24 protein-coding genes and 1 pseudogene are annotated in these 25,480 nt (G+C 53.0%); 14 read left to right on the top strand and 11 right to left on the bottom strand.

Translation table 11 applies throughout. The annotated features are described in order from the left end of the window. Positions 1-29: 29 nt before the first annotated feature. Entirely contained in the window at positions 30-1,061 is a 1,032-nt protein-coding gene (locus HFD95_RS01185; RefSeq protein ID WP_010244937.1) for an NADP-dependent oxidoreductase, read from the bottom strand. A 433-nt stretch (positions 1,062-1,494) separates the two neighbouring features. Between HFD95_RS01185 and HFD95_RS01180 the strand changes: the two genes are divergently transcribed. From HFD95_RS01180 to HFD95_RS01175, 3 genes and pseudogenes are all read left to right on the top strand, one after another. Then, a complete protein-coding gene (locus HFD95_RS01180) occupies positions 1,495-1,638 on the top strand; it encodes a hypothetical protein (protein WP_022625658.1) in 144 nt (47 codons plus the stop codon). Positions 1,639-1,747: 109 nt separating this feature from the next. Then, positions 1,748-1,855: pseudogene (locus tag HFD95_RS22015) on the top strand (VOC family protein); the annotation flags it as partial. 132 nt (positions 1,856-1,987) lie between these two features. Continuing rightward, entirely contained in the window at positions 1,988-2,506 is a 519-nt protein-coding gene (locus HFD95_RS01175; protein WP_167429829.1) for a glutamate racemase, read from the top strand. Here the strand turns inward: HFD95_RS01175 and HFD95_RS01170 are convergent. Then, positions 2,499-3,248 carry a DeoR/GlpR family DNA-binding transcription regulator gene (locus HFD95_RS01170; protein WP_163637470.1) on the bottom strand — a complete coding sequence of 250 codons (750 nt, stop codon included), beginning with the start codon at positions 3,246-3,248 and terminating at the stop codon, positions 2,499-2,501. The genes HFD95_RS01175 and HFD95_RS01170 overlap by 8 nt on opposite strands. Positions 3,249-3,330: 82 nt before the next feature. Here HFD95_RS01170 and HFD95_RS01165 point away from each other — a divergent pair, with 82 nt between their 5' ends. Then, complete coding sequence (locus tag HFD95_RS01165) at positions 3,331-3,915, top strand: NUDIX domain-containing protein (RefSeq protein WP_167429727.1); 585 nt, start codon at positions 3,331-3,333, stop codon at positions 3,913-3,915. Between the two features lie 43 nt (positions 3,916-3,958). Here the strand turns inward: HFD95_RS01165 and HFD95_RS01160 are convergent, their stop codons facing one another. After that, complete coding sequence (locus HFD95_RS01160) at positions 3,959-5,059, bottom strand: NADH:flavin oxidoreductase/NADH oxidase (protein ID WP_167429726.1); 1,101 nt, start codon at positions 5,057-5,059, stop codon at positions 3,959-3,961. Positions 5,060-5,323: 264 nt separating this feature from the next. Continuing rightward, positions 5,324-6,073: a glucose 1-dehydrogenase gene (locus tag HFD95_RS01155; protein ID WP_033787857.1), complete on the bottom strand. Its 750-nt coding sequence runs from the start codon at positions 6,071-6,073 to the stop codon at positions 5,324-5,326. A 152-nt stretch (positions 6,074-6,225) separates the two neighbouring features. Between HFD95_RS01155 and HFD95_RS01150 the strand changes: the two genes are divergently transcribed. Then, positions 6,226-7,149, top strand: coding sequence for a LysR family transcriptional regulator (locus tag HFD95_RS01150; protein WP_167429725.1), 924 nt, complete (start codon positions 6,226-6,228; stop codon positions 7,147-7,149). Positions 7,150-7,163: 14 nt separating this feature from the next. Here the strand turns inward: HFD95_RS01150 and uraH are convergent, their stop codons facing one another. After that, positions 7,164-7,586, bottom strand: a complete 423-nt coding sequence (gene uraH / locus HFD95_RS01145; protein WP_010244915.1) for a hydroxyisourate hydrolase — start codon at positions 7,584-7,586, stop codon at positions 7,164-7,166. Between the two features lie 740 nt (positions 7,587-8,326). On the opposite strand from uraH, the gene HFD95_RS01140 reads away from it, so the two are divergent. From HFD95_RS01140 to HFD95_RS01105, 8 genes are all read left to right on the top strand, one after another. Beyond that, a complete protein-coding gene (locus HFD95_RS01140; protein ID WP_167429724.1) occupies positions 8,327-9,346 on the top strand; it encodes an alpha/beta hydrolase in 1,020 nt (339 codons plus the stop codon). 1,739 nt (positions 9,347-11,085) lie between these two features. Then, entirely contained in the window at positions 11,086-11,604 is a 519-nt protein-coding gene (locus tag HFD95_RS22010) for a LuxR family transcriptional regulator (RefSeq protein ID WP_227028290.1), read from the top strand. A gap of 20 nt (positions 11,605-11,624) precedes the next feature. Further along, positions 11,625-12,170: a fimbrial protein gene (locus HFD95_RS01130; protein ID WP_010670150.1), complete on the top strand. Its 546-nt coding sequence runs from the start codon at positions 11,625-11,627 to the stop codon at positions 12,168-12,170. 57 nt (positions 12,171-12,227) lie between these two features. Beyond that, positions 12,228-12,974 carry a fimbria/pilus periplasmic chaperone gene (locus HFD95_RS01125; protein ID WP_167429723.1) on the top strand — a complete coding sequence of 249 codons (747 nt, stop codon included), beginning with the start codon at positions 12,228-12,230 and terminating at the stop codon, positions 12,972-12,974. Then, entirely contained in the window at positions 12,946-15,507 is a 2,562-nt protein-coding gene (locus HFD95_RS01120; protein WP_243208613.1) for a fimbrial outer membrane usher protein, read from the top strand. The genes HFD95_RS01125 and HFD95_RS01120 overlap by 29 nt, the downstream gene beginning before the upstream one ends. Beyond that, positions 15,485-16,837: a fimbrial usher protein StbD gene (gene stbD / locus HFD95_RS01115; protein ID WP_050498533.1), complete on the top strand. Its 1,353-nt coding sequence runs from the start codon at positions 15,485-15,487 to the stop codon at positions 16,835-16,837. The genes HFD95_RS01120 and stbD overlap by 23 nt, the downstream gene beginning before the upstream one ends. Continuing rightward, the gene (locus tag HFD95_RS01110; protein ID WP_010244896.1) at positions 16,803-17,519 is read left to right on the top strand and encodes a fimbrial assembly chaperone; all 717 of its coding nucleotides are present in this window, start codon (positions 16,803-16,805) and stop codon (positions 17,517-17,519) included. Before stbD ends, HFD95_RS01110 begins: the two co-directional genes overlap by 35 nt. A gap of 223 nt (positions 17,520-17,742) precedes the next feature. Then, positions 17,743-18,078, top strand: coding sequence for a gamma-glutamylcyclotransferase family protein (locus HFD95_RS01105; protein WP_158149307.1), 336 nt, complete (start codon positions 17,743-17,745; stop codon positions 18,076-18,078). A 364-nt stretch (positions 18,079-18,442) separates the two neighbouring features. On the opposite strand, the gene HFD95_RS01100 is transcribed toward HFD95_RS01105, so the two are convergent. The 5 genes from HFD95_RS01100 to hipB all read right to left on the bottom strand — a co-directional run bounded on the left by HFD95_RS01100 (position 18,443) and on the right by hipB (position 24,029). Next, a complete protein-coding gene (locus HFD95_RS01100; protein ID WP_167429722.1) occupies positions 18,443-20,488 on the bottom strand; it encodes an FUSC family protein in 2,046 nt (681 codons plus the stop codon). A 75-nt stretch (positions 20,489-20,563) separates the two neighbouring features. Continuing rightward, the gene (locus tag HFD95_RS01095; protein WP_167429721.1) at positions 20,564-21,985 is read right to left on the bottom strand and encodes a Xaa-Pro peptidase family protein; all 1,422 of its coding nucleotides are present in this window, start codon (positions 21,983-21,985) and stop codon (positions 20,564-20,566) included. 171 nt (positions 21,986-22,156) lie between these two features. Beyond that, on the bottom strand, positions 22,157-22,363 hold the full coding sequence (locus tag HFD95_RS01090; protein ID WP_010244885.1) for a type II toxin-antitoxin system MqsA family antitoxin: 207 nt from the start codon (positions 22,361-22,363) through the stop codon (positions 22,157-22,159). A 104-nt stretch (positions 22,364-22,467) separates the two neighbouring features. Next, positions 22,468-23,781, bottom strand: a complete 1,314-nt coding sequence (locus tag HFD95_RS01085) for a type II toxin-antitoxin system HipA family toxin (RefSeq protein ID WP_167429720.1) — start codon at positions 23,779-23,781, stop codon at positions 22,468-22,470. Then, positions 23,781-24,029 carry a type II toxin-antitoxin system antitoxin HipB gene (gene hipB, locus HFD95_RS01080; RefSeq protein WP_022625644.1) on the bottom strand — a complete coding sequence of 83 codons (249 nt, stop codon included), beginning with the start codon at positions 24,027-24,029 and terminating at the stop codon, positions 23,781-23,783. Before hipB ends, HFD95_RS01085 begins: the two co-directional genes overlap by 1 nt. A 180-nt stretch (positions 24,030-24,209) precedes the next feature. Here hipB and HFD95_RS01075 point away from each other — a divergent pair, with 180 nt between their 5' ends. Beyond that, positions 24,210-24,647: a GNAT family N-acetyltransferase gene (locus tag HFD95_RS01075; RefSeq protein WP_033787851.1), complete on the top strand. Its 438-nt coding sequence runs from the start codon at positions 24,210-24,212 to the stop codon at positions 24,645-24,647. Positions 24,648-24,680: 33 nt separating this feature from the next. Here HFD95_RS01075 and HFD95_RS01070 read toward each other — a convergent pair whose 3' ends face one another. After that, on the bottom strand, positions 24,681-25,475 hold the full coding sequence (locus tag HFD95_RS01070) for an inositol monophosphatase family protein (protein ID WP_122888878.1): 795 nt from the start codon (positions 25,473-25,475) through the stop codon (positions 24,681-24,683). Positions 25,476-25,480: the final 5 nt, after the last annotated feature.

The raw sequence follows: 25,480 nt of genomic DNA, 5'->3' as shown, positions 1-25,480 counted from the left end.
CACGTCAGTGACGCGGCACGCTAACGTCATCAGGCTCCGACGTTCACCACGGTTTTACCGAAGTTTTTGCCATTCAGCATATCGATAAACGCCTGTGGCGCGTTCTCTAATCCTTCAATCATGTGCTCGCGATAGTGGATTTTTTTGTTCTCCACCAGCGGACGCATCGCCTCCAGGAACTCAGGGTAACGGTCACCATAATCCTGGAAGATGATAAAGCCCTGCATACGGATACGGCGTTTCAGAATGCCTGCCATGATCAGAGAGGTTCTGTCCGGGCCTTGCGGCAGCTCACGCTGGCTGTATGCCGAGACCAGACCACAGACCGGCACGCGCGCAGCGGTGTTCAGCAGCGGGAACACGGCATCAAACACTTTGCCGCCGACGTTTTCGAAATAGATATCGATGCCATCCGGGCAGGCGTTTTTCAGCTGCTCTTCAAAGTCGGCGCTGTGGTGATCGAGGCAGGCATCAAAACCTAGCGTATCCACCGCGTAACGGCATTTCTCTTCACCGCCCGCCACACCAACGACACGGCAGCCTTTCTGTTTACCCAGCTGGCCGACCGTTGCGCCCACCGGACCGGTTGCGGCGGCAACGACCAGGGTTTCACCCGCTTTCGGCTGACCAATATCCATCAGACCCATATAGGCGGTAAAGCCTGGCATACCGAGAATACCCAGCGCCCATGAGGGATGAGGCAGATCGTTGCCCAGCTTCGCAATCTCTTTGCCATCGGAGACGGCATATTCCTGCCAGCCGCTCTGCGCCAGCACCCAGTCACCGGTCTTAAAGTCGCTGTTTTTCGATTCGGCGACCTGACAGACGGTGCCGCCCACCATCGGCTGATCCAGCTCTGCCGGCGCGGCGTAGGATTTACCCTCGTCCATCCGCCCACGCATATAGGGGTCAAGCGAGAGATAGATGGTTTTCAGCAGTACTTCACCCTCTTTGATTTCCGGGACGGGCTGCGCCACATGGCGGAAATTCTCTTTGGTCGGCTCACCGTGAGGGCGTGAAGCCAGTAACCAGGCATGGTTCTGGGTTGCTTGTTCAGTCATATTGTCATCCTTTTATAGCCGGGCAATGCTCAGGGCATCACCATATGAATACCGGGAAAGTGTAGATGACAGCGGCGGGAATGCGTTTAGCGCTGTGAGCGGTAAGCTGATTTACCGATAACAGGGCATAGGGTGCTAACCACGGGGACACAGCGGATGCAGGACCATTCGCGTCATGGGTTCAGGCTGATGGCTGTTCACATCCGCTTGCAAAAAACGGGCAGGCGGGTCATCAGCAGTGCGGCATGCCACGCATCCAGGTCAGAGGGAGGCGACTATCATTACGCTTCACCACAAGACTTACAGGGCCAGGGCATATTTTGCGATTGCCGAAACAGAGAAGCTAAAACGCTTCTAGACCGGGTTTTACAGCATCCGCCCCGTGATGTAATGTATGAAGTGAATACCGCCATAGGCGAAGGAGGAAGAGGTTATGTACTCAAAACACGATATTTCAACCCTGAAAAAAATGACAGTTGCAGAGCGTAAAGCGGAAGCAATGCGTCAGCTCAAAGAATCTTTTGATCTTGCGGAGCGCTCAGGCACCGTGCGTTCACGCGAAGCAAAGGCTGGTTGACTGTCAGCTTCCTCCAAAACCCGCTAAGGCGGGTTTTTTTATGCCTTTAATCTGTATCAGGGTTCTACAAAAGCAACACCGAAAGAGTTAATGGCTCCATGGATGACAGAGGATTCCTGCATTGAATCCTTACTGGGATCAACGGGGCGTGACATTTATCGACAGGGATGGTTATCGTGTTGTTATCCAGCATGCAGCCTGGCAATCCGCACAATGACCATGCCCATTCAGTGAACCGGAGCTCACCCTGAACATTCTTTGTTTTCACACCGCGGCCAGTAATATCGCGATATTTGATGATGCCGCCAGCGCACTGGCGCGTGACAATCCGCCGCTGAATCATCTGGTGATGCCTGCGCTGCTGGCAGAAGCGGAACGCAGCGGCGGGATGACGACTGCGTTACGCCGCCGTATTGCCCAAATGATTGAAACGCTGCTGCCGCAGTTTGATGCGGTACTGATCACCTGCTCGACGCTGGGCCCAGTTGCCGGTGATTTCAGCGCGCAGGATCGGGTTATGCGCACCGACGGAATGTTAGCGGAGGCGCTGCAGCGTCAGGCAGGGCACACAGTCGCACTCTGTGCGGCAGAGTCAACGCTGGCGGCGACGCGGACACTTTTCAGCCAGCCCGGCAGCCAGGTGGAGGTCGTGCTGGTGGAGGGAGCATGGGCGGCGTTTAAAGCGGGGGAGACAACACGCTATTTTGCACTGATTGCAGCAGCAGCAGAGCAGGCTTATCAGCAGGGAGCCGTTACGGTGGCCCTGGCGCAAAGCTCAATGACGCCAGTAGCACAGCAGTTTCCTGACACACAGCGACCATTGACCGGTCCGCATCTTGCGCTGCAGGCCTGCTACGAACTCAGATGATCGTCACACCTTGCTGGCTCAGCGCCTGTCGCAGCGCCTCGTCCGGCTGCGTTTCCACGACCAGCGTGCTGGCCAGCGACAGGTCGCCAATGGCAAATGCCGAGGCGGAGTTCAGCTTTTCCGCTGACGCCAGCACCACGGTTTCCGCTGCACGTCCTGCCAGCGCACGCTTGACCGTCGCCTCTTCGAAATTACCGGTGGTCAGGCCCGCCGCAGGATGCACGCCGGTGACGCCCATAAAAAAGAGATCGGCATTGATGCGGTTGATCGACTCCAGCATCGCTGCGCCCACCGTCACCACTGAATGTTTATAGAGCTGCCCGCCAATCAGTATGATCTCCACGAGTGGATGATCGGCTAACGCCAGCGCCACGCTGGGACTGTGCGTAACCGCGGTAAAGCTCAGCGTGGCGGGTAACAGTCGCACCAGTTCCGCGCTGGTGGTCCCGCCATCAATCAGTACGATCTGCCCCGGCTGAATCAGTGAAACGGCTTTTTGCGCGATAACCTGTTTGGAAGCAGTCTGCACGCTTTTGCGCGTTTCAAAGGTGGCCAGCGCAGCGGAAACCGGCAGCGCGCCGCCATGTACCCGCTGCAATAATCCTTCTGCCGCCAGTTCACGCAGGTCGCGGCGGATAGAGTCTTCGGAGAGGCCAAATCGCTGGCTGAGGTCCCGCGATTGCACCTGTTTTTCCTGAGCGAGCAGGGCGAGAATCGTCTGTTTTCGCTGGCTGGATAGCATGACTGGCCTTTGCATGTTTTTTCTTGAAGTTGCACGATTGTGCATGATAGCGTGATGGCTGTCTACTATCCTGGAGAGCATCATGCAGCAGAACCATCCCCGCGTGCGCATCATCAATGAGCAGTTGCTGTCAGACAACTGGTATACCCTGAAGAAATATACGTTCTCGCTGCTGCGCCGTGACGGCCGCTGGCAGGAGCAGAGCCGTGAAGCCTATGACCGCGGTAACGGCGCAGTGATCCTGCTCTACAACCGTGGCAAACGTACGGTGGTACTGACCCGTCAGTTTCGCTTTCCGATTTTCCTTAACGGGCATGATGGCTTTCTGATTGAAGCGGCCGCCGGTCTGCTGGATAACGCCTCGCCGGAAGCGCGTATTGTTGCCGAAGCCGAAGAGGAAACCGGTTTTCGCGTCAGCCATGTCCAGAAGGTGTTTGAAGCCTTTATGAGCCCCGGTTCGGTTACTGAGAAACTCTACTTTTTTATTGCCGAGTATGGCGATCAGCAGCGTAGCGGTGAAGGCGGCGGAATAGCGGAAGAGGGTGAGGATATTGAGGTGCTTGAGATCGGTTTTGACCAGGCGTTACAGGCGATTGACCAGGGTGAGATTGTGGATGCCAAGACCATCATGCTGCTGCAGCATCTGCGGCTGAAAGGCATTTTATAAGAGAACGGGCAGACCGCCGTTAATGCGGTCTGCCCGTTAAAGCTTACTGATCCTGCGTCAGGATGCCTTTTACATCGTGCGGTTCAGAACGCAGATACTGTGGCGGAACCTGGACTTTACCATCCAGCGCAGCGGCTGCGTGCCACGGCCAGCGCGGATCGTAGAGAATACCGCGCGCCAGCGCCACCAGGTCAGCTTCACCCTGTTGCAGCAGATCTTCTGCCTGCTGCGGCTCAGTGATTAAGCCGACCGCAATCACCGGAATCGACACCTGCTCACGAATATCGCGGGCGAACGGCACCTGATAGTTGGGTCCGACGCTGATTTTCTGATCTTCCGACAAACCACCACTTGAGACATGAATATAAGCACTGTTCAGCGCTTCCAGCTCACGCGAGAAGGCGATTGACTGATTGATCTCCCAGCCGCCTTCAACCCAGTCAGTGGCAGAAATGCGCACGCCTACCGGTACGGAAGCGGGTACGGCATCGCGAACGGCTTTGAAGACCTCCAGTGGGAAGCGCATACGGTTTTCCAGCGAGCCGCCATATTCATCACTGCGCTGATTCGACAGCGGCGACAGGAACTGATGCAGCAGGTAGCCGTGTGCGGCATGCACTTCGATAAGCTGAATTCCCAGACGCACCGCACGCAGGGCGCTGTCGACAAAGGCCTGTTTAACCCGCGCCAGATCGTCAGTGTTCATGGCAACCGGTTTCACTTCATCCGCGCTGTAGCTCAGTGCGGACGGAGCCACGGTTTGCCAGCCGCCGGCTTCAGGCGCAATCTGCTCACCGCCTTCCCAGGGCACGGCACACGACGCTTTGCGTCCTGCATGGCCCAGCTGAATACCAACCGGAATAGAGGAGTAGCGGCGGACATCTTCCAGAACCGTTTTCAGCGCAGCTTCATTATCATCATTCCACAAACCGAGATCGCCGGGGGAGATGCGACCAATATCCTCTACGGCGGTGGCTTCAATAATCATCAGACCTGCGCCGGAAAAGGCCAGCTGGCCAAGATGGATACGGTGCCAGGCGGTCGCATTGCCCGCCTCAGCGGAGTACTGGCACATCGGCGCAATCACAATGCGGTTATCCAGCGTAAGTTCGCCCAGCGAGACAGTGGAAAAAAGTTGGCTCATGTTATCTCCATGGTTTTTATGACTGACGTGACAGGCAATAACTATAGCGGGGGATTTGCCAGGCGGGTGTTTCTTCAACGTGACATTTTATGACGGCGTGCCGGATTCAGGTTACAGATCAACACAGCCTGCTGCCTTTGACAGGGGTTATTACGTTAACGGTTCAGCCAGGCGCAGCTTTGCTGCTCACGCCCGGCGAACCGGGATGCTGCGTAACAGATAATGACAATCACCAGGGTCTGATATTCAGCTACAGGGTGACTCTCAGACCTGTGCCATTCCACCATCGACAAACAGTTCTGCCGCATTGATAAAGCTGGCGGCATCCGAGGCGAGAAACGCAACGGTGCGGGCAACCTCCTGCGGTTCACCCAGGCGACCAAGCGGTATCTGTGCTGCCAGCGCATCAAACAAGCCCTGACGCTGATCTTCACTGACCAGATCACCCAGCCCAGGCGTACGGACAGGGCCGGGGCTCACGACATTGACCCTGATTCCGCGATCTTTCAGATCCAGCGCCCACGAACGGGCAAAATTGCGCACTGCCGCTTTACTGGCGCTGTAGACGCTAAAAGCCGCAGTACCCTGCGCTCCGGCAGTCGATCCGGTCAGAATTACCGATGCGCCATCAACCAGCAGAGGCAGGGCTTTCTGGACGGTAAACAGCACGCCGCGTACGTTAGTGCCAAAGATACGGTCAAAATGCTCTTCAGTAATCGCCCCCAGCGGCAGCATGTCGCCGCCCCCGGCGTTGGCAAAGAGAATATCGAGGCGTCCCGCCTGCGCTGCAATTCGCGAGTAAACTTCATCGAGATCGTGCAGTTGTGAGGCGTCTGCGCGGATGCCGCTGACGGTTCCGCCGATTTCAGCGACGGCGGCATCCAGCTCCGCCTGACGACGGCCGGTTATAAAAACCTGTGCGCCCTGTGCCGCCAGCTCCCGGGCGGTAGCCAGGCCAATTCCGCTCGTTCCGCCTGTAACCAGTGCAATTTTTCCTGCGAGTGATGCGTTCATAAGTTCTTCTCCGGATAGTCTCTTAGACAGTTTGGGTTATTCCCGGTCAGCGGGGCTGCCGGACTGATTGCTACTGTAAGAGAGGAGGATTGGCGGATAAATCCGCTAAAATGAAAATGACTATCCACACGGGTGGATAATAGGGAGATAGAATGGATCAGCTGCTGGCGATAAAAGCCTTTTCACGGGTGGTGGAAAGCGGCAGTTTTACCCGGGCGGCGGACTCGCTGAATATGCCGAAGGCGACGCTGAGTAAGCTGGTTCAGGAGCTGGAGGCGCATCTTTCCGTCAGGCTACTGCAGCGCACCACCCGACGCGTGACCATCACCGCAGAAGGGCGTGAATACTATGAAAAAGCGCTGCGCATCCTGCACGATCTCGAGGATATTGATGCCTGTTTCAATTCACTGCGCAGTAAGCCGCGTGGGCAGTTACGCATCGATGTCGGCGGATCTACCGCCAGGGACGTTCTGATTCCGCTGCTGCCTTATTTCTTTGCCCGCTATCCTGATATTACGCTGGATCTGGGCGTATCCGATCGCCCGGTCAATCTTATCAGTGACAACGTTGATTGTGTGATCCGCGGCGGTCCGCTGGTCGATTCCTCACTGATTGCCCGCCTGATAGGGCACGCTACGCTCATTACCTGCGCGACACCCGCCTACCTTAAAGCGTTTGGTGTGCCCGCCTATCCTGATGAACTGCGCAACGGACACCGGCTGGTGAGTTATCTCTCGCCGCAAACCGGCAAGCCATTTCCGCTTCGGTTCGAACGTCAGGGAGAGAAAATTGAGATCACCAGTGCGCATCGCATTGGCGTCAATGAAAGCAACGCGCATCTGGCCGCGGGACTGGCAGGGCTTGGGATCATTCAGACATTTAATTATTCGCTGTCGTCGATTCTGCGGCAGGGAGAAATGGTTGAGATCCTGCACGACTGGCGTCCGGCGGGTTATCCGTTTCATCTGGTTTATCCGCAAAACCGGCACGTAACGCAACGGCTACGGGTATTTATCGACTGGCTGGTGGAGTGCTTTCCGGCGCGGGTAGCGGGAGAGGGGAAATCCGGCACCTGAGTGCCGGATCGGGATCAGTTGCCGCGATAGGTAGAGTAACCAAACGGGCTCAGCAGCAACGGGATATGGTAGTGCTCACCGCTGGCTTCCATATTGAACTCAACCGGGATCTCCGGGAAGAAGGTTTTCTGGTTGTTCTTTTTATAGAAGTCACCGGTTTTAAACACCACGCGGTAGCTACCCGCACTGGCTGTTTTGTCCTGCGGGAACAGGGCGCTGATGCGACCATTGTTATCGGTGACGCCTGACGCCAGTTTCACCCAGTTATCCTGCTGCTTCTGATCCAGTTCAACTTCGATGCCTGCCGTTGGCTGGCCAGTTTGCAGGTTAAGAACGTGCACGCTCAGTGGGTTTTTAGCGGTAGCAGGCTGAGCAGCGATAGCGGATGCGCCAGAGGTCATCAGTAATGTTGCGATCAAGGCATATGAAGTTTTCATCAATGTTTCCTTTATTGATTGTCTGAAGTCGGGTGACAGTGCAGAGAGAGTAATGCGCCTGAGGGCAAAGAGATATTTAGCCGCAGGAAATGTGAAATTTCTGAGAAAGAAGGAAAATGTCTTTAGTTACATCATACAAAATTTCTGCTTAATCATAATCCAACACCTGTGCAGTAATAGCTGATCAGGGAACAGAGGCACCATATGAAATCCTCTCTGAATTCAGCAATAAAACAAAGCCTGGCCCCTGGCGGGCAACGTAGCGATAGCAATCCTCTGATCTATCCACAGAATCGTCTCGTCAGTTATCAACTGCCGTATATGTGTCGACTCGCGGGCGGGCTGTTTTCTGGCGCGAATGGCGTGAGAAAGTGAATCCGGCACACCTGATCAGCGAGCCGGATTCGTAAAAAAGTCTGACCGTGACAGGGTGTGTAACCGAACGGACTCAGCAGCGGCAGCGGGATAGGGTAGCGAGCACCGTTGGCGTCCATGCTGAACTTAACCAGAAAAAAACTCTATGCTTTTAACTTTTTCAGGTGCTCAGGCGTCGTGCTTAATTGCTGAAAATAGGTACAGATAGCAGCAAAGTAGTCTGTTAATGACGAAAATAGTCAGAGAGGGTAAAAACTTGAGATAAATAGTGTGCTATTTAGTAGTTTACAATCCAGGTTCGCCGTGTCATTGTCCTGCCAACCAGATAGCACACTACTTAATAGCAAGTTAATTGGAACCCTGTGATGAAAATGAAACTGATCGCCAGTGCATTATTGTTAGCCAGCCAGATGAGTACCGCGTTTGCTGCACCCACTGAAAACAGTCCGCAACCGACCGCAGGCGTGACCGCTTTCCTGAAGGCGCTCAACAGCGGGAGTGGTAAACCGATTGAGCAACTCTCCGTCAAAGATGCCCGAGCGGTGTTGACGGGGGCGCAGAAGGGCGCAGAACTGCCGCCGGCACAGATTTCACAGAAGATCATTACCGTACAGGGCAAGCCTCTGACGCTGACCATCGTTAAGCCCGAGCACGCCAGCAGCACCTTGCCGGTGTTTATGTTCTTCCACGGCGGTGGCTGGGTGCTGGGTGATTTTCCGACCCATGAGCGACTGGTACGTGACATGGTGAATGCATCCGGCGCTGCTGCGGTATTTGTCAATTATCAACCATCGCCAGAAGCCCATTTCCCGGTGGCAATTACTCAGGCTTATGAAGCCACTAAATGGGTCGCCGAACATGGCGCTGAAATTGGCGTTGACGGAAAACGTCTGGCGCTGGTTGGTAATAGCGTTGGCGGTAACATGGTGGCGGCGGTTGCCTTGCAGGCGAAGCAGTTTAAAACGCCGGCCATCCGTTATGATGTGATGCTGTGGCCGGTTACCGATGCGCGTTTCGACACCGCGTCGTATGATCAATTTGCTGACGGACATTTCCTGACGAAGAACATGATGAAGTGGTTCTGGGATAACTATACCGTTTCGGAAAAAGATCGTAATAACATCCTGGCATCACCGTTGCGTGCCACCACTGAACAGCTGAAAGGGCTGCCGCCAACGCTGATTCAGACTGCAGAGCTGGATGTGTTACGTGATGAAGGTGAAGCGTTCGGTCGTAAGCTGGATGCTGCAGGCGTGCCGGTTACCGTAACGCGCTACAATGGCATGATTCATGATTACGGTTTGCTGAACGCGTTAAGTCAGGAACCCACGGTCAGAACAGCTATTAATCAGGCGGGTGAAGAGTTGCGTTCGCATCTCAAATAACTGACCGGTCACATGAAACCAACCCCGGACCGAATCTTCGTCCGGGGTTCTTACCATACAGTAAGTTTGAAGGAATCAGTTCGAAGACGCAGGGCAGTGCGATTGCCGGAACACCAGGAAAGAACGGAGCAGTATCCAGGCGATAAGTGCGCTGTTAATATCTTATTTAACATAATATACATTATGCGCATAATGATTATGATCGGGAGCGTGATGCTCTATTGTATGGTCTGCTCACCATTTTGGGCTGATCCTGACTGTTTTCTCTGTACAGCAAAATCTGTCAGAAACGATCACAACGTCTGCCTGACCTTGTTACTGTCGCTTATTCTGTTCCGAAACTGAAATAATGTGATGCTACGTTATTCAGCATGGCTTTCCCTGCGGGACATCTTCTTCAGCGACTCTACACGCTATCCTCTCATCAACAAACCTGATATCGGAGATTTGCAGCCGGACGCTGCAATGACGACTTCGCCCTTTGCGGCTGGCTGGATGCACTGCTGCGCATTCTGACCGTTTCTCTGCTCAGGTGCTTTGCACAACTTAAGCAGTGACGTCGCTACGTGAAAATTAGCGCATTCATCAGGGCTGTCGGCCACAAAAATGCTGTAGAGGCGTCTATGCATCACCGCTTTATGTTCATCCTCGTTGTCTGCCGTGCGTACCACTAAATTGTCGTAAACGCGTCCACGTGTAACTACGCTTTCTTCACTCTGTTCCTTGCCAGGTTAATCCTGTAATGAGCAAGAAAGCCTGAGTCAGCTTTCTGCTGGCTGTCTGGTCAGCCGGACTCATACCGGCTATTCGCATTGCGATTGCAAGGCAGTCAACGCAGCGCAGTGATGCTTTTGCCCTGAGCATTGAAAATAAGAGTCAGTAACATCCGGTCGTTTTCAGCACTATCAGCGACACGCAAAATGAGGTGTAACGTCCCTGCTCTGTCCTGTCATCCAATAACTATCTTGTATAATCTGACAAAAAAGCAGAACGTAAATTTCGCACAGCAAGAATGATTCTTCGTATACAAAATCTGAATGATAACGCCCGGGAAAGAAATAAATATAGATCTCTTTTCTTTTAATGACACTGACCAAAATAGTGATGTTTCCATGCACTAAATAACTGATTTAGATCAATATTTATAGTAAGTGCGTCAATTAACATCTTTGTTACCAGGACTATTCTTAATAAAATGGGATGTGAACTATAAATATCGTCGCTAATTTTTTTATAAAAGCCATTTAAAATGCAGATCGTTTCAATGAAGTAAGGGAGAAAGCAATAATAGAGTCAGTAAAAAATCATTTATCAGTGCCATCATAGTGGCCGCTATATACAAAATTGATCACTGAACAAAATTCGCTCATATTTAGCATTGAGTGCGGAATTTTTATTGATCAAAGTGGCGTTATTTGCGAAATATTCCTAACGGACGTAAAAAAATCCTGGTCTCTCAGCACTGCTGAGGGCGTCGTCGCCCTTTTTGTCCCGAATTTTCAACAAATATTACTCCCGCCCGTGGAGGTGACCCCTTAAGAAAAATCCGAATGAAGAAAATAGCGGATAATTTTCATCGCCTTGAAACGCGGAGATTTTTATCGATAAAATAATCACAACTCTCGCAACAACGCCAAAATATTATGATAAAGATAACCAGAGAGGAAATTCGCTGCGCCAGTTGTAAATATGGCTGTGATCTCACCCATCGCGCTTCAGACATTTATAACAGATGTCCGTTGCAAAAAATTACCACCTGGCCTGGAGGGAATCATTTTTTCTCTTCATCCATACTCAGCATGGTCGCTGGAAAATATGAAAGCCTCTTTTGCAGAGGATGTGTATTCGTTGACTTCTCCAGGGAAAATGTCAGGTATTTTACCAATAGCAACTGGATTGAGTATTTGAAACATACGGGATTAATGCTGATTATCGTCAGTGATCGCCATATGGAGCCGCTTGCGGCGTACTGGCAAAAAGAGGACCTGCGTATACAAACTGTGATTTATGCCGATTTGTCCCTGGAGGAGATAAACAGACAAATCCAGGGCTGTTATTTCGGTTTAAAAGGCGAGGTCAGGAAAAAAGTGAATGCACTTAAACAGGATGAAGTTCGGTTCCTTGATCTGGCGATGAACGGACTGTCACTACCGATTATTGCCAGAGAAATGGGAGTTGAAGTCAAGCGTGTTTATAACATCAAAGATGCCATTCGCCGGAAAATGGGCATCAGCCTCAATCAGTTATTTTCCGCATAATTATGATAAAGGAGTATTAAATGAACACCAAATTCAGAACGCTTAATCTTGCTGTGTTAATCAGTGCCGGGCTGGTGTCAGCCAGCGTGTTTGCAGCTTCAGATAACACCATCAACTTTCAGGGAGAAGTGACCACTGAAACCTGTTCTGTTTCCGTAAATGGCAACAATGCATCCCCTGTTGTGCTGCTGCCAACGGTCAGTACTTCGGACCTTGCTGCCTCTGGTGCAACTGCGGGTGATACCACCTTCACCGTGGGCGTTAGCGGCTGCGCCGGGGACAGTACCTCGGCCACCAAAATCTCGACGGTGTTTGTGGGGAATAACGTTAGCGCTGCCGGTAATTTATCTAACACCGGAACCGCAAAAAATGTTGAGGTACAAATCCTCGATCCGAAAGATGCGGTGGTTAATCTGACCAGTGGTTATACCGGCAGCGGTGATCTGACACTGCAGACCGGTGAAACTTCTGGCTCTGCCACCTACTCTGCCCGTTATTACGCATCCGGCACGCCAACGGCGGGTACCGTTACCGCATCACTGCAATATGCCGTGACTTACCAGTAATATTTTTCGTGCGTATCTGGATAGCCAGATACGCACGCCACGCTTGAGATATCCGACATGTATTCGCGCATTATGCTGTTCCCATTAAAAATGGTAATACTGATTTTTTTGATGACGTTTATTTCGGATAACGTCCAGGCAAGCGTCACTATTCTTGGCAGCCGAATTATTTATCCGGGTAATGCTCTCTCCGTCGATGTTCAGTTAAAGAACAACGATAATATTCCTTATGTCATTCAGGCCTGGCTTGATAATGGCAATATGGATTCGCAACCTGGCGATAAGAGTGACGTGCCTTTTATTATCACGCCACCGCTGTTTCGGATCCAGCCTCTGACCGGCCAGGTTTTAAGAATCCGATTCATACCTAATGTCTCATTACCACAGGATCGCGAGACGATTTACTGGTTCAACTCCCTGCAGATCCCCCCCGGTAATATTCAGGCGGAATCAGGCCGTAACAGTATTGTTTTAATGTTACGTAACCGCATGAAACTCTTTTATCGTCCTAAAGCGATTGGTCAGCCGGTTAATTTTTTCGACGGTGTAAAAGTAACGATGCAAAAAGAGGGGGTTGAAATCAACAACACTCAACCCTGGTATCTCTCACTTACAGAGGTTGCAATAAAAACAGCAGGCAAAAAAACAGCCTGCGAAGCCGAAATGATTGCGCCCTTTGCCAAAAAAATAGTCAGGTGTAAACCGGCAACGCACTCTTTATCAGCTACTAGCGTGATTTCTCTTTCAGCAATGAATGACCAGGGAGCTAAAGTCAGTGAAGACTATCCGATTGCAGGCAGGTAATATCCGCATCTTTTTTTTGCCTCTCTGTGCATCATTTACTTTTTCACCGTATGGACACGCTGATGAATACTACTTCGATCCTTCGCTGTTTAAAGGTTCCGCCTTTGGCCAGAATATTGATCAGTTTAATCATCAGACTATCGCCCCCGGAAACTATTATGTCGATATCTATGTTAACAATAAGCTGGTTAAAAGCGGCGTCACCCTGACCTTTCTGTCAGCAGAGAAAGGTCAGCCGATAGAACCTTGTCTCCCGCTGACGGTGGCTGAATCATTAAGCCTTAAGTCACTGAATAAATCCTCAACCAGCGAGGGCTGTCAGCCCTTGCGTCACTGGTCATCAGCGGCCCGCTGGCAATTTGATCAGGCTTCACTGCGGCTGCAGTTCACCATTCCGGATGCGGAGTTAATTCATCTTCCCAGGGGAAATATTCCCGTCGCCGAATGGGATAAAGGGATCTCCGCCCTTTTCATCCGGCATAACACCAATTATAGCTGGACGGAAAATACCGCTTCCGGTTACAGATACCAGTATCTCTGGAGTGGCATCACGGCGGGCACTAATATTGATAACTGGCAGCTGCGCCATCAGGGCAATCTGCGGTTTATCGACAATAACGTTACCGGCAGTGACGTTCGCTACACAACGGTCAGAACCTGGCTTCAGCGCCCCATTGAACCGCTGAACAGTCTGCTGACACTGGGCGACAGCTATACAGAAAGTTCGCAGTTTGGCAGCCTTTCTTATAATGGCATTAAGCTCACTACCGATGAAAGGATGCGTCCGCAAAGCCGGCGTGGTTATGCGCCCGAAATTCGCGGTGTGGCCTCCTCCAGTGCCCGGGTTATCGTCAGACAACTGAATCGCGTTATTTATGAGATCAGCGTGGCGCCTGGTCCCTTCGTGATCAACGATTTGTACAATACCCGTAGCCAGGGCGATCTCGATGTTGAGATTATTGAAGCCAATGGCAAAACGTCCTCGTTTACCGTTCCTTATGCCTCTGTGCCTGATTCGGTCAGGCCGGGAAACTGGCATTACTCGGTTGCACTGGGTCGGGTACGGCAATTCTACTCAGTTAATAACACCTTCTTTGAAGGGCTGTTGCAGCGCGGTATCAGTAACCGACTGACCGCTACGGCAGGATCGCGGCTGGCTCAGGACTATCAGGCCTGGCTGCTTGGCGGTGTCTGGACTTCGGCAGCGGGCGCAGTGGGATTAAACACCACCTTTTCTGATGCAAAGGTCGCACAGAACAGAAATGCCTCGGGATGGCGCGCCGAGCTGAGCTACAGCAAAACCTTTGCTACCGGCACCAACCTGGTCCTGGCCGCCTATCGTTACTCAACCAGCGGTTATCGCGACCTGCAGGATGTGCTGGGCGTTCGGCGCCAGCAGGACAATGGCATCAGTTACTATTCAGATACGCTGCATCAGCGTAATAATTTTTCTGTGACCCTGAGTCAGTCAATGGCCGATTATGGCTTAATCAGCCTGAGCGGCAGCACGGCGGATTACTATAATAACCGGTCACGTATTACTCAGCTTCAGTTAGGTTACAGCAACAGCTGGAATAACATCAGTTACAGTCTCAACGTTGCCCGTCAGCGTACTACCTGGAATTATGATCGTTTCGGGCTGAACCTGGACGATGGTGATAACGCATACCGCGAGAAATATACCGAAAATACCGTTTCACTGAATGTCTCGGTTCCGCTGAACTGGGGCAATCACACTACCTCTGTGGCCTATAACTACAACCAGTCTAAAGAAACGCGCAATTCGACGCTCTCACTGACCGGTTCATCTGGCGAGAACAATCAGCGATCCTGGTCCCTGTATGGCGGAACCGAAAATACGCAAAGTAACAGCGGCCACCGTGTCTCGTTCGGCGGAAATATTCAGCAGAATACGCGCGCAGGCGCGGTCAGAGCGAATTATGGTCAGGGGGATAATTATCGCCAGGCTGGATTAGGGCTTTCTGGTACGTTGCTGATTCATCGCGGCGGCGTCACCGCCGGACCTTATACCAGCGACACTTTTGCGCTTATCCATGCGGATGGTGCCCAGGGCGCCAGCGTACGCAATGGTCAGGGTGCCGTCATTGATCATTTTGGTTACGCTATCCTGCCGTCGCTGACGCCATATCAGGCCAACACCGTCAGCCTTGATACACGCTATATGAATGCTGATGCCGAATTAAGCGGTGGAAGCCAGCGCGTTGTGCCCTATGCCGGTTCCGTTACCCGAATTAATTTTGCCACGCTGCAGGGTAAGGCCGTCTTAATCGCGCTCAAAAATGAAGATCATGAAATCCCGCCAATGGGCACCGAGGTCCGTGATGCTGATAATACCGTGATAGGTATTGTGGGCCAGGGTGGTCAATTATATGCACGTGTACCGCATGACTCTGGAACCTTAAAGGCAAACTGGGAATATAAGGGCAATAAAACATGTTTTGTTAATTATCAAATAACCGGTCGCGTGAATGAGAATATTGTTCGCCTGGATGCTGTCTGCCATAAGGGTTAATCGTGTGAGAATCGAAAAATATTTCCTGTATATCTTATTATTGCTGTTCAATGTGCCCGCCTGGGCTAATTGCAGTGTTGTTACCGCCACATCCTCGTTGTCTCAAAGCGCGATTGCAGCAGGGTATACCGCCGCCTACTGGACCGGCGCTTGCGACACCTGCTCAGGGAATGTGGGCCTGCCATCTGTGATCAGCATCAATAGCGGAAAGACCTTCCAGCCCTCTGGCACACTGCTGGCCAGCTCGGTAGGCAGCTTTCTTTCATCGGCCAGCAATGTTTCCTACTCAGCTAACCAGATTCTTTACCGCTGCGCCGTGGCAGATGCAGACAGTTTGTATGAGATGTATGCCACCAATGGCGACAGCCCCTATGCCGGTCAATATATTACCTCTGAAGTGGACGGCGCCTATTATGATGTCGCTGCAAATGTTGCCGTCAGGCTAACTAACCTGACAACCGGCGAATATTACAGTCGCTACTGGAAAGCCCGACAGCTGACAGCCAGTGACTGGTATTCTGATGGCACCTATATTTATATTCCGGCCAGTGCTTTCAGCAATGTGCTGTATGAAATGTTTAAAATAGACTCTACCCGCTATTACGCCAGCAACAGCAATCGCTATGTGGACAACTGGACACAACCTCGCGGATATATTGCTTTTAAAGGACCCGGGCTGGATACCAATAATCTGAAAGTGGGCCAGGATAGTCTCTCTTACTGGTATGGTTTTTACCGTAACTGGCCCGCTGCCTGGAGCACCTTCTCAAATGTCACCTATGTGCGTGGCGCGCTATGCGAAGTCCAGGATTATCCTTCGGTGGTGCTGCTGCCGACCGTAAGCGTGAATACCCTTGCCGCGGGCGGGAAAAGTCAGGCTCCTTTTACTATCACTATCCAGTGCGAGTCCGGTGCCATCTCCGGCACCAGTACATCGACGATCACGTCAGCAAATGTCGCTATGGGCTTTCTCGTTAACCAGTCAAATGCGGTAACGCAGGCAAGAAATCTGGGGCTGACTACAGCTGGCGGCGGGTTAACCTGGCTGCTGGATACCCACTATGGTAGCAGCGCTGCCGCCTCCGGCGTCGGTATAAAAATTTATGACAGTCATAATATGGCGCTCAATTTACTGCCTGACAGAACAGTGACGGGCACGGGCAACAGCCGTGGCTGGTATGCCTATAAAGATTTAACGTCGCAAATCTCCTCAGGAGGCGCTGATATTTACAGTGGTGATTTCACCGCCTCTCTTGAAGCGCTCAGCGGGCAAACTATTACAGCAGGAACAGTCAATGCGCAGTTACAGGTTGTGGTCAGTTTTCAGTAACGTCGTTGTGTTATCTGGCGTCCTGCTCTCATTCAGCGTCTGGGCGGTGGTCAATGTGGATAAAACCCGGATCGTTTTCAATCAATCGGATCTGAGCCAGTCTGTTAACGTCGTCAACAGCGGCGGAAACGAAACGTATTTGCAAATCTGGACAGATGACGGTGACCTGACTCTCTCACCCGACGCCAGCATCACGCCCGTCATAGTCATACCGCCGGTGGTAAAAATGTATCCGGGAGAAATGCGATCGTTGCGTCTGGTACTCACTTCACGTCAGGCGCTGCCCGCGGACAAAGAGAGCCTCTACTGGTTAAATATTTATCAGATCCCTGCGCTGAAAAAAGAGCTTAACGCGGCTGAACGTAAAGTGGTGTTACCGCTGCGAATCCGGCTAAAAATCTTTATACGGCCTGAGGGACTAAACGCCCCGCTGACCACCGATCCGGAAAAGCTCCGTTTCGCGGTAAAGGGAAATAAAATCGCAATAACCAACCCTACTCCCTGGTTCATGAGCATGAATGTCTATTCTGAAGGTCAGCCATCAATAAAAAATCTCACTCTTGCCCCACAATCTGATGCTTACATTGACAGTCACACTCCGCCTAAACCCGGTGAGTCAGTGAGTTATGCGGTGATCAATGACCAGGGGATTCCGGTTAACTACACGACAACCTTGAAGTAACCGGACGGGAGTGCCCTCTGCCGACAGGCAGAGGGCACATAAATCTGACCTTTTGCGGCAGTCCAGGGCGTCGCTACATGAATTCTGCGCATCTGATGGGGCGGCAGTACGCAGAATTTACCTACGCATGGCGTTTTGAGAGGTTCAAGAGGCAGTTCCGCAAGACAATCCATTTTAGCCGCGCTAGAGTTGCTGGCTTCCACTGTTTCAACGACGAGAAAAAATGAAACGCTTATTTGTCTATGGCACGCTCTGTCCGGGACGCGAGAATGCCCATATCCTGGAAAATATTGGCGGAGAATGGCTGGCCGGTTCGGTGAACGGTACCTTCTATCAGCGCGGCTGGGGCGCAGCGGCTGATTTTCCGGGCATCGTTCTGGATGAGCATGGGCCCGACGTGCCGGGTTATCTGTTTCTCTCCGACCAGCTGGACGCCCACTGGCCGATGCTGGATGCGTTTGAAGATGGCTACGATCGCGTCGAAGTTTGTGTTTCTGCCGAAGATAATCGGCAATACAGTGCGTGGATTTATCAGCTTCAGCCGCAGGAAAGCCGCTGAGTTATTACCGCTGAACGTTTCCTGCAGTGAGATGCGCGCGCCCTGCTCTTATTGCAGGCTTCTGGCGCAGCAGGACGCGTTTATGGCCTGTATCAACCAGGCGTGTCTGGCTAGAGAATTTAATGCAACAAACTGAATTTAAAACGGTATGATGCCTGCGCTTCACGCTCAGGCCATTGCTGGCCATTTTTACCAACCTTTCCACTCTGCTGATCTTATTTTCCTGTCAGACCATATACGCGGGCACGTTGCCTGATTCTCAATTTAATTAAGACCTAATGTATGATGTAACTAAAATAAGATTGTCCGCTCTGGTCCCGGCAAGCGCTCTCTTAGCCCCACCAGCCAGCCCTGTTATACCGGGTTAATCTGGCCAGCGCTGATGTGGAAACAGTGATACACGAATATTAAACAGATGGATTAAGGGCGCAACAGCCACACTCTCCTCTCGGGCGATCGGCCCCAGTCTTAGCAGCAACAGATCCAGCTCATCCAGCAGATCCTGATGTGGCGCTAACTGCAGCGACTTCATCTTGCGCTTCAGGTATAGCGCCAGTTCGTGAAACATCTGACCACTATCAATCTGATGACTCTCCAGCACCTCACGATAACGTGCGTAGAAGTCATAACAGTTGGCGCCCAGCCAGGTTTCAGTAATCAGATACCCCCCCACCACGATATCCGGCACCGGATCGAGCCTTTTACGCGGCAGAATGATATTCACCCGGTCGAGCATCCGCGCAATAAATTGCTGCCGTGACAGTAGCGTGGCGGAATTGCGCTCCACCATTTTAATAAACCCTAACAGATCGCGCAGCCCCCGTTGCACCGCTCTTCTGGCTATCCATGACGGCCGTTTGTTGCGGATCAACGCCGTCAGCACCACCGCAAACATAATCCCCACCATCGAGGAGATGGCCGCATTCAGCGTGACGATCAGATTGGGGACATAGTGATGGCTTAAGCCGATAAAACCGGGGATTTGAATGGCGACACTCAGCCCTACCAGATTGGTCGCCGGATTGGCAATGACCAGGCTCAGCAGCATCAGACCGGGCGGCAGTATGATCATCAGCGCCTGTAAGGTATTGGCCTGCGGGATCAGAAAAGCGATGTAGAACAGGCTGACCACCAGCGCAATCATCACCCCTTTCACGAACAGCTTCATCGGCGTTACCGGGGAATCGACACCAGCAAAAAATGAACTGATGATCGCCGCCATTAGAGGTGCATTCGCCCCATCGGCCCAGCCGCTGCCGATCCAGAACAGGCTGGAGAGGAAGGTCGCCAGAAATGCCGTCAGCGCGGACAGCCGTAACAGTCCCTTATCGATATGCCGGTGTTCCCGGATATTGCGGATCGCCGCCCCATCCCCGTGGCTGTAGAGATCCCCTGCGCGCGCACTGACATTCTCATAAGCATCGGCAATGCGCACAAAGTTAGCCAGCCGCTCAAGCAGACCAATCAGCAGCAGGCTCTCTTCGGTTGCCAGCAGCCCGGCCCGCCATTCGTGCTCCAGGGTTGCCTGACTGGCAGCAATCGCTTCACGCAGTCCGGCAATATCGTTAATCCGATCGTGATGCAGCCACAACAGGAACTGCTGAAACACGTCGGTGACGCACGGCGGAAAACGAATATTCAGTTCGGCCAGCACACCCAGCCGTGATTCAATCGCCGTCAGTGTCGGCAGCAGATAAGTCAGATGCTGATACTGTACGCTGACCAGACGGATGACATTACGCGCCGCTTCGCCCTCATAGACGCAGTGGGTCAGCAGCGTTTCAACATTCAACGGATATCCCGCCATCTGAATCAGGATATCTTCGCGCTCCAGCGATTTGTTCTTTGCCATTCCGCTGATCAGTTCATCACAGAGTTTGCGCGCGTTCTGAAACCAGAGATTAACGCTCTGCCCCAACAGATGATGCATCGAAACCGGAAACACCAGCCGGTGAACCAGCGTGCTGCAAAGGATGCCCAGCGTAATCTCCTCAATACGTGAAACTACGGTGTTGATGATTGCCAACGGTGACTCAACGTCTGGAAATCCCATAATCGCTGCGCTGTAGCCGGCCAGCATAAAGATATAGCTCTTCGGCGTGCGGTCATGCAGAGAGAGCCAGAGGCAAACCGTTACCCATAGCGATACGCACAGGCTGAACAACACTGGCGACTGCACCGTTTCGGGGTAGATCAGCAGAATAAAGATGCCGCCCAACAGCGTGCCCAGCAGGCGAAACAGCGATTTCGAGACGGTCGATGCTGCATAGAGTTGCGAGGTGACAAACACCGTGGTGAGCGCCCAGGCGGGTTTTTCGAAGTTAAGAACGAGCGCCACAGAGAGTGCGATAAACGCGGCAAAGGAGGTTTTGCAGGCAAACAAAACCGCGTTTTTGGTAAACCATTTCATCGAATGAGAGCAACCAGGAACTTTCTGAGGCGCGTATCCTGACAGATGCGCCTGCGTTTTACTCTCAGTTAAATTTTACAAATTATTACCGGCCGCATCAGGCCGGTTAAGCCCCTGCTGGCGCATCAGCGCACGGCGCTTATCCAGTAAAAAAGGGCGCAGATAGCCTACCGTGTTCGAGAGCAAAATCACCTCTTCGGCAAGCTCAATCCTCAGCACGTCTGTCAGGTACGCTTTGCGCTGAGTCATTCGCTGCCAGAGATCGGGAAAACGACACGCCAGCTCATCACGCAACGCCGCGTCCGCCAGTCCGACCGTATCCTCGATACTGCAGCCGCCATAACCCGGCACCGACGGGATAATATCGATCTGCAGCAGCATACCGCTTTTCAGTGTCACGGCTGAATCGGGATAGATGGGCGAGCTTAGCCACTCTTCGTCAGCCACCAGATGCCCCGGATTAAGATGCCAGCCATACTGCGCTTTCGGCAGTACCGTTTCGATAAGCGAATAGAGTTCGCCGCCGGTGATCCCTATCCGCAGCTGCTCCAGCCAGCTGACCACCGCGTGATAATAGGGGATCGCCAGCCGGGTCAGCCAGTCGGAAACGTTACACTGTAACTCAGAAGCTTCACTGACCACGTAAGCCGAGCGGCTGGTCAGCCCGCCTTTGTAGCCTGTGGTAAGAGAAAGCTTATCGCCTGTCGCAATCCGTTTATCAGACGGATAGAGCCGGGCCTGGGCGAAACGATCGCCGGTCGCGGCAATCGTCACTACCGTGTTTGGCTGCCCTTCTGCGTTCAGACGTGCGCCTAACGCCTTCTCTGTGACGCCCGGCGCTACGCTATCCAGCGCAGCCAGCATCGCGGTTGAAGCAAGATTGGCCCCCGCCTCATAAAACGCCACTTCATCGGCGCCGTTAACGCAGCGTGCACCGTTGTCAGGCGAGATAAACAATCCGGTGGCGTTTACCAGTTGTGCATCGCCGCCCGCTGCCTGCGCCGCCGCGGCATAGATGAACTGCGGCAGATCAAACATCCCTTGCTGCCTGCCGGTAAATAACTTCCAGCCCACCAGCCCGGTGCGTTCTCCCGCCACTATCCCTGCCTCTGTTAACAGCTGATCCAGGGGCTGCTCCCCGCGCATAGGCTGGTTGGGCAGAGAAAAGACCGCCGCATGCAGACAGCGTCCCGGATTGCGGGCAAACGGCACCAGCTTGAGGTTCTCATTACCCATGATATAGGTGAGCTCGCCCTGCTGAGTCACCACCAGCAGCGCCTCCTCGAAGCGCGGAATGAATCCCGCCAGATACTCAAAATTGCTGCCGTGCTCTTTGTCGGCATAGATAATCAGTTGCGCAATCTGCTGCTGCTGCATCCGCTCAATAATGGCGGCCAGACGGCGATGCAGTGTTTCATCAGATATTACAGGGCTGGCAGCACCGGGAAATGCCGGCGGTGACGGGATTGTTTCCAGGGCATAGCGATTGGCATCCATAACGCACTCCAGTGGCCAGATTGACGGGGTTTGATTTCCATTCCCAGGGTAAACCTGAGCTTTAGCCTGTAGGGTGCCACAATCACACAACTTACTCGTTGCGTGTTATCAAAAGAGGGACATTCACCTGTAACAGAGACAAAGAAGCCCGCGCTAAACGGGCTCTCTGTGTTATTTGATGGGCACGCCTGCATTCTCCAGCGCTTCAGCCTTTTCGGGATATAACTCCGACGTTCCGGCATTCATAATCACCGCTCCACAGCGGATGCAGTGATCGCCCTTTACATCTGGCACAACGTCCTCCGGATTACCCGTATTAAGACTGACATCGCGCGTGGCGTACACAAACGCCTCTCCTTCACATCCCGGACACTTCATACCATGACTCTCCTGTTAAGCCTGTCAGATAAGCATAGCCGACAGGCTTTTAGCCATACACATGAGGAGAGGTTTTTCAGGATATTGCCAGCTCATAAGCGCCATCACTCTTTGTGCCGCAGCCGCTCCAGCATAATGAGTGAATGACTGAAGATGGCGTCGGCGATGTGCTGCGGGAAATCGGGCGGCAAAGCATCGCGCACCGAGACCACTGCCTGGGGAAAGGCCTTAATAAAGAAGTCGAAGATCTGCTGCAAACTGTCACGATCAAAACTGACGCTTTTTGCCGTGGCGATAAAATGGCGCGGGAAGATTTTGTCGATCTCTGTCTTCTTCCCCTTAGTGGCACGCAGACCCATCGCCAGTTTCAGCGCTCGCTTGTTCAGACCGGTGCCGCCCAGTACCGGATAAGCGGAGATCACATCATAAAAGGGAGTCAGTCGATAACTGCCGCCGCGCTCAATAAACAGTGAGAAGTTCTTGGCGTGACCGTCGGTTGCGCCAATCAGCCACTGAAACACCTGGAACATCATAAAGCGATAGCGATCTTCGATGGCGTTGCTCGATCCCATCAGTATCTGCATGATCTCCGCAATACCCGGCCCGCCATCCGACTCATATTTGGTTGAAGATGGCAGTCCCAGCGTCTGACAGAAATCCTCCTGCGGCAGGCGAATCAACCGGGTTTTATCGCGTGACCAGCGGCGGTCGAAACGTTCTACCGCCAGGGCGCGCATCTGTCCGGCACGGATAATCGTTGCCTGCGGCACGTCGATACCGAGTGCACGGGCCAGCGCCAGACAGAGATACTCATTCTCCACACTTTCACGCATATCCAGCGTCGCGGCCGGCTGTTTAATCTCTCCGATCGGCAGCTTAATGATGTGCGAGGTGGGCGTGGCACCGGCAGGAATGCTCCAGCCTTCATCGGTCAGCAGCAGTGCGGTTTTCTCCTGCGCCCCTGCGACCGAGATACGGAAATCGGTCTCTTCACGCAGCATCCCCAGCGGGATATCTGACTGATAGGCCGACAGCACGCTTTCCAGCCGGGTTTCATCCAGCACTTCATAGCGGGCCTGCAGTGCGGGCAGTGGCATATCGGGCGGCAGCAGCATGGTTGCCCCGACGCTGTCACGTCCCACTTCCTGCAACAGATCAAACGGCTGACGGGATTTAATCTGGTAACGCGCCACGATTCTGTCGCGAATCAATGGGCTATCCGGCAGCAGGTTATCGAAGAAGTTAATCACGGCGTGTGAGGTGAGAGCCTTAACCTGCAACGGCATCGAAAGTGACAGCGGCCTGGAGAGCGGATTACTCAGCCAGCCGGTATCATACTGAAACTCATGAGCGCCGTTTCGCTGGCGGGTGAGTACGCCTACCCGCTCGCCGTTCATCCACGCAATCAGCCTTTGCATTACCACTCATCCTCATCATGCAGCTGAGGCGCACTGGCCTCCTCTTTCTCCTGAACTTCCAGACTCAGCTCCAGCGACTGTAACAGCTTAAACAGCGTTGCCAGCGAGGTACTGTCAGGGGCATTTTCAAAGTGAGAGATGGTGGCCTGTTTCAGGCCGACCTTTTTCGCCAGCTCACTCTGGGTCCAGCCATTGCGCTGACGAATGAGCTTTAGCCGGTTTGCCAGCTGTAGCGGGCTGTATATCATGGGGTGACTCCTTCTGGATCACAGGCTGCAAGCATAGCGCAGCCGTGTCATCCCCGATAGGGTATAAAATGTCATTTATCCGCTAAAGGGGATAATAATTACTTTATACCCTATAGCGGATAATCGCACAATTATCCTTTGCAGGGGATAAACAGGAACCACAATTAAAAGAGGACGAGGATGAGCACATTTACCCTTACCCATCAGGTCAACGACGACGATCGGGAAGAGTTGCTGGCAGGACTGGGGGCTTACAACCGGCAATTTATCAGCCGCGATAACTGGGGACCGCTGTCGGTTTCTCACAGGGACGAACAGGGAACGTTGCGCGGGGGAGTGATCGCCGCACGCAAAGGAAACTGGCTCTGTATCGATTATCTCTGGGTGGACGAAACGCTCCGTGGCAGTGGTCTGGGCAGCGCACTGCTGGAAGCCGCAGAGCAGGAGGCGGGAAAGATGGGATGTCTCTATGCGCTGGTGGATACCTTTAGTTTTCAGGCCCTGCCGTTTTATCAGAAACAGGGTTATCAGCCGCAGATGTCCCTGCCCGATTTTCCGCAAACCGGTATGCAGCGTCACTATCTGACCAAAACGTTACGGCCAAGGGCATCACGCTGACCGCAGTACCATCAGCGTGACAGGGTCACATAATTACAAACCGGCAATGCGCCGCAGATCTGCTTCTGCTCCCGGTGCCACGGCCAGGACCTGCGCGCCTTTAGTGATGCGATTGCCTTCGGTGTTAAACGGGTGGTACCAGCCGCCCGCTTCTTTTACCAGGCAGTAACCCGCCAGGCAATCCCAGGCGTGCATATAGGGTTCGTAATAACCCACGACCCGACCGGCGGCGACCCACGCCAGCATTAGTGCGCCGGAACCAATACGGATAAAGTTACCGCCTGCCGACAGCAGTGCTGCCACAATCTCGCCTACCTGCTGCGGGCTGACATAACTGTTGGCACCAAAACCGGTAACGTGGTTTTGCAGCGTGCGTGTGGGATCGACCTGCAGACGATGACCGTTGAGCGTCGCGCCCTGCCCCAGTGCCGCCACGTAGCACTCCTGATAGGTCGGCGCGAAAATCACCCCGATGACCGGCACATCGCCGCGCAGTACCGCGACGGAAACACACCAACTCGGCATCCCATTGAGAAACGGGCTGGTGCCATCGATCGGATCAACCACCCAGGTGTAGTCAGACTCTCCCGCCTGCAGTCCCGACTCCTCACCCAGAAAGCCATCATCGGGAAACGCATCCCGTATACGGCTGGCGATCAGTTGCTCCACTTCACGGTCAGCAATCGACACCACATCCTGCAAATCGTACTTGGTCTCCACCACCAGCATCTCGCGACGGTTGAAGTAAGATAACGCCGTCGCGCCACCTTCACGGGCAACGGCTTCCGCTAAAGCCAGACGCGCCATTATTTCATCATGCGATTCCATGCGAA

Origin of the sequence: Pantoea sp. EKM10T (assembly GCF_011800685.1) — a bacterium.
GTDB classification, from domain to species: Bacteria; Pseudomonadota; Gammaproteobacteria; order Enterobacterales; family Enterobacteriaceae; genus Pantoea; species Pantoea agglomerans.
Note: the sequence above shows the minus strand (reverse complement) of the source record. Positions and strands in the feature narration are given on the sequence as shown.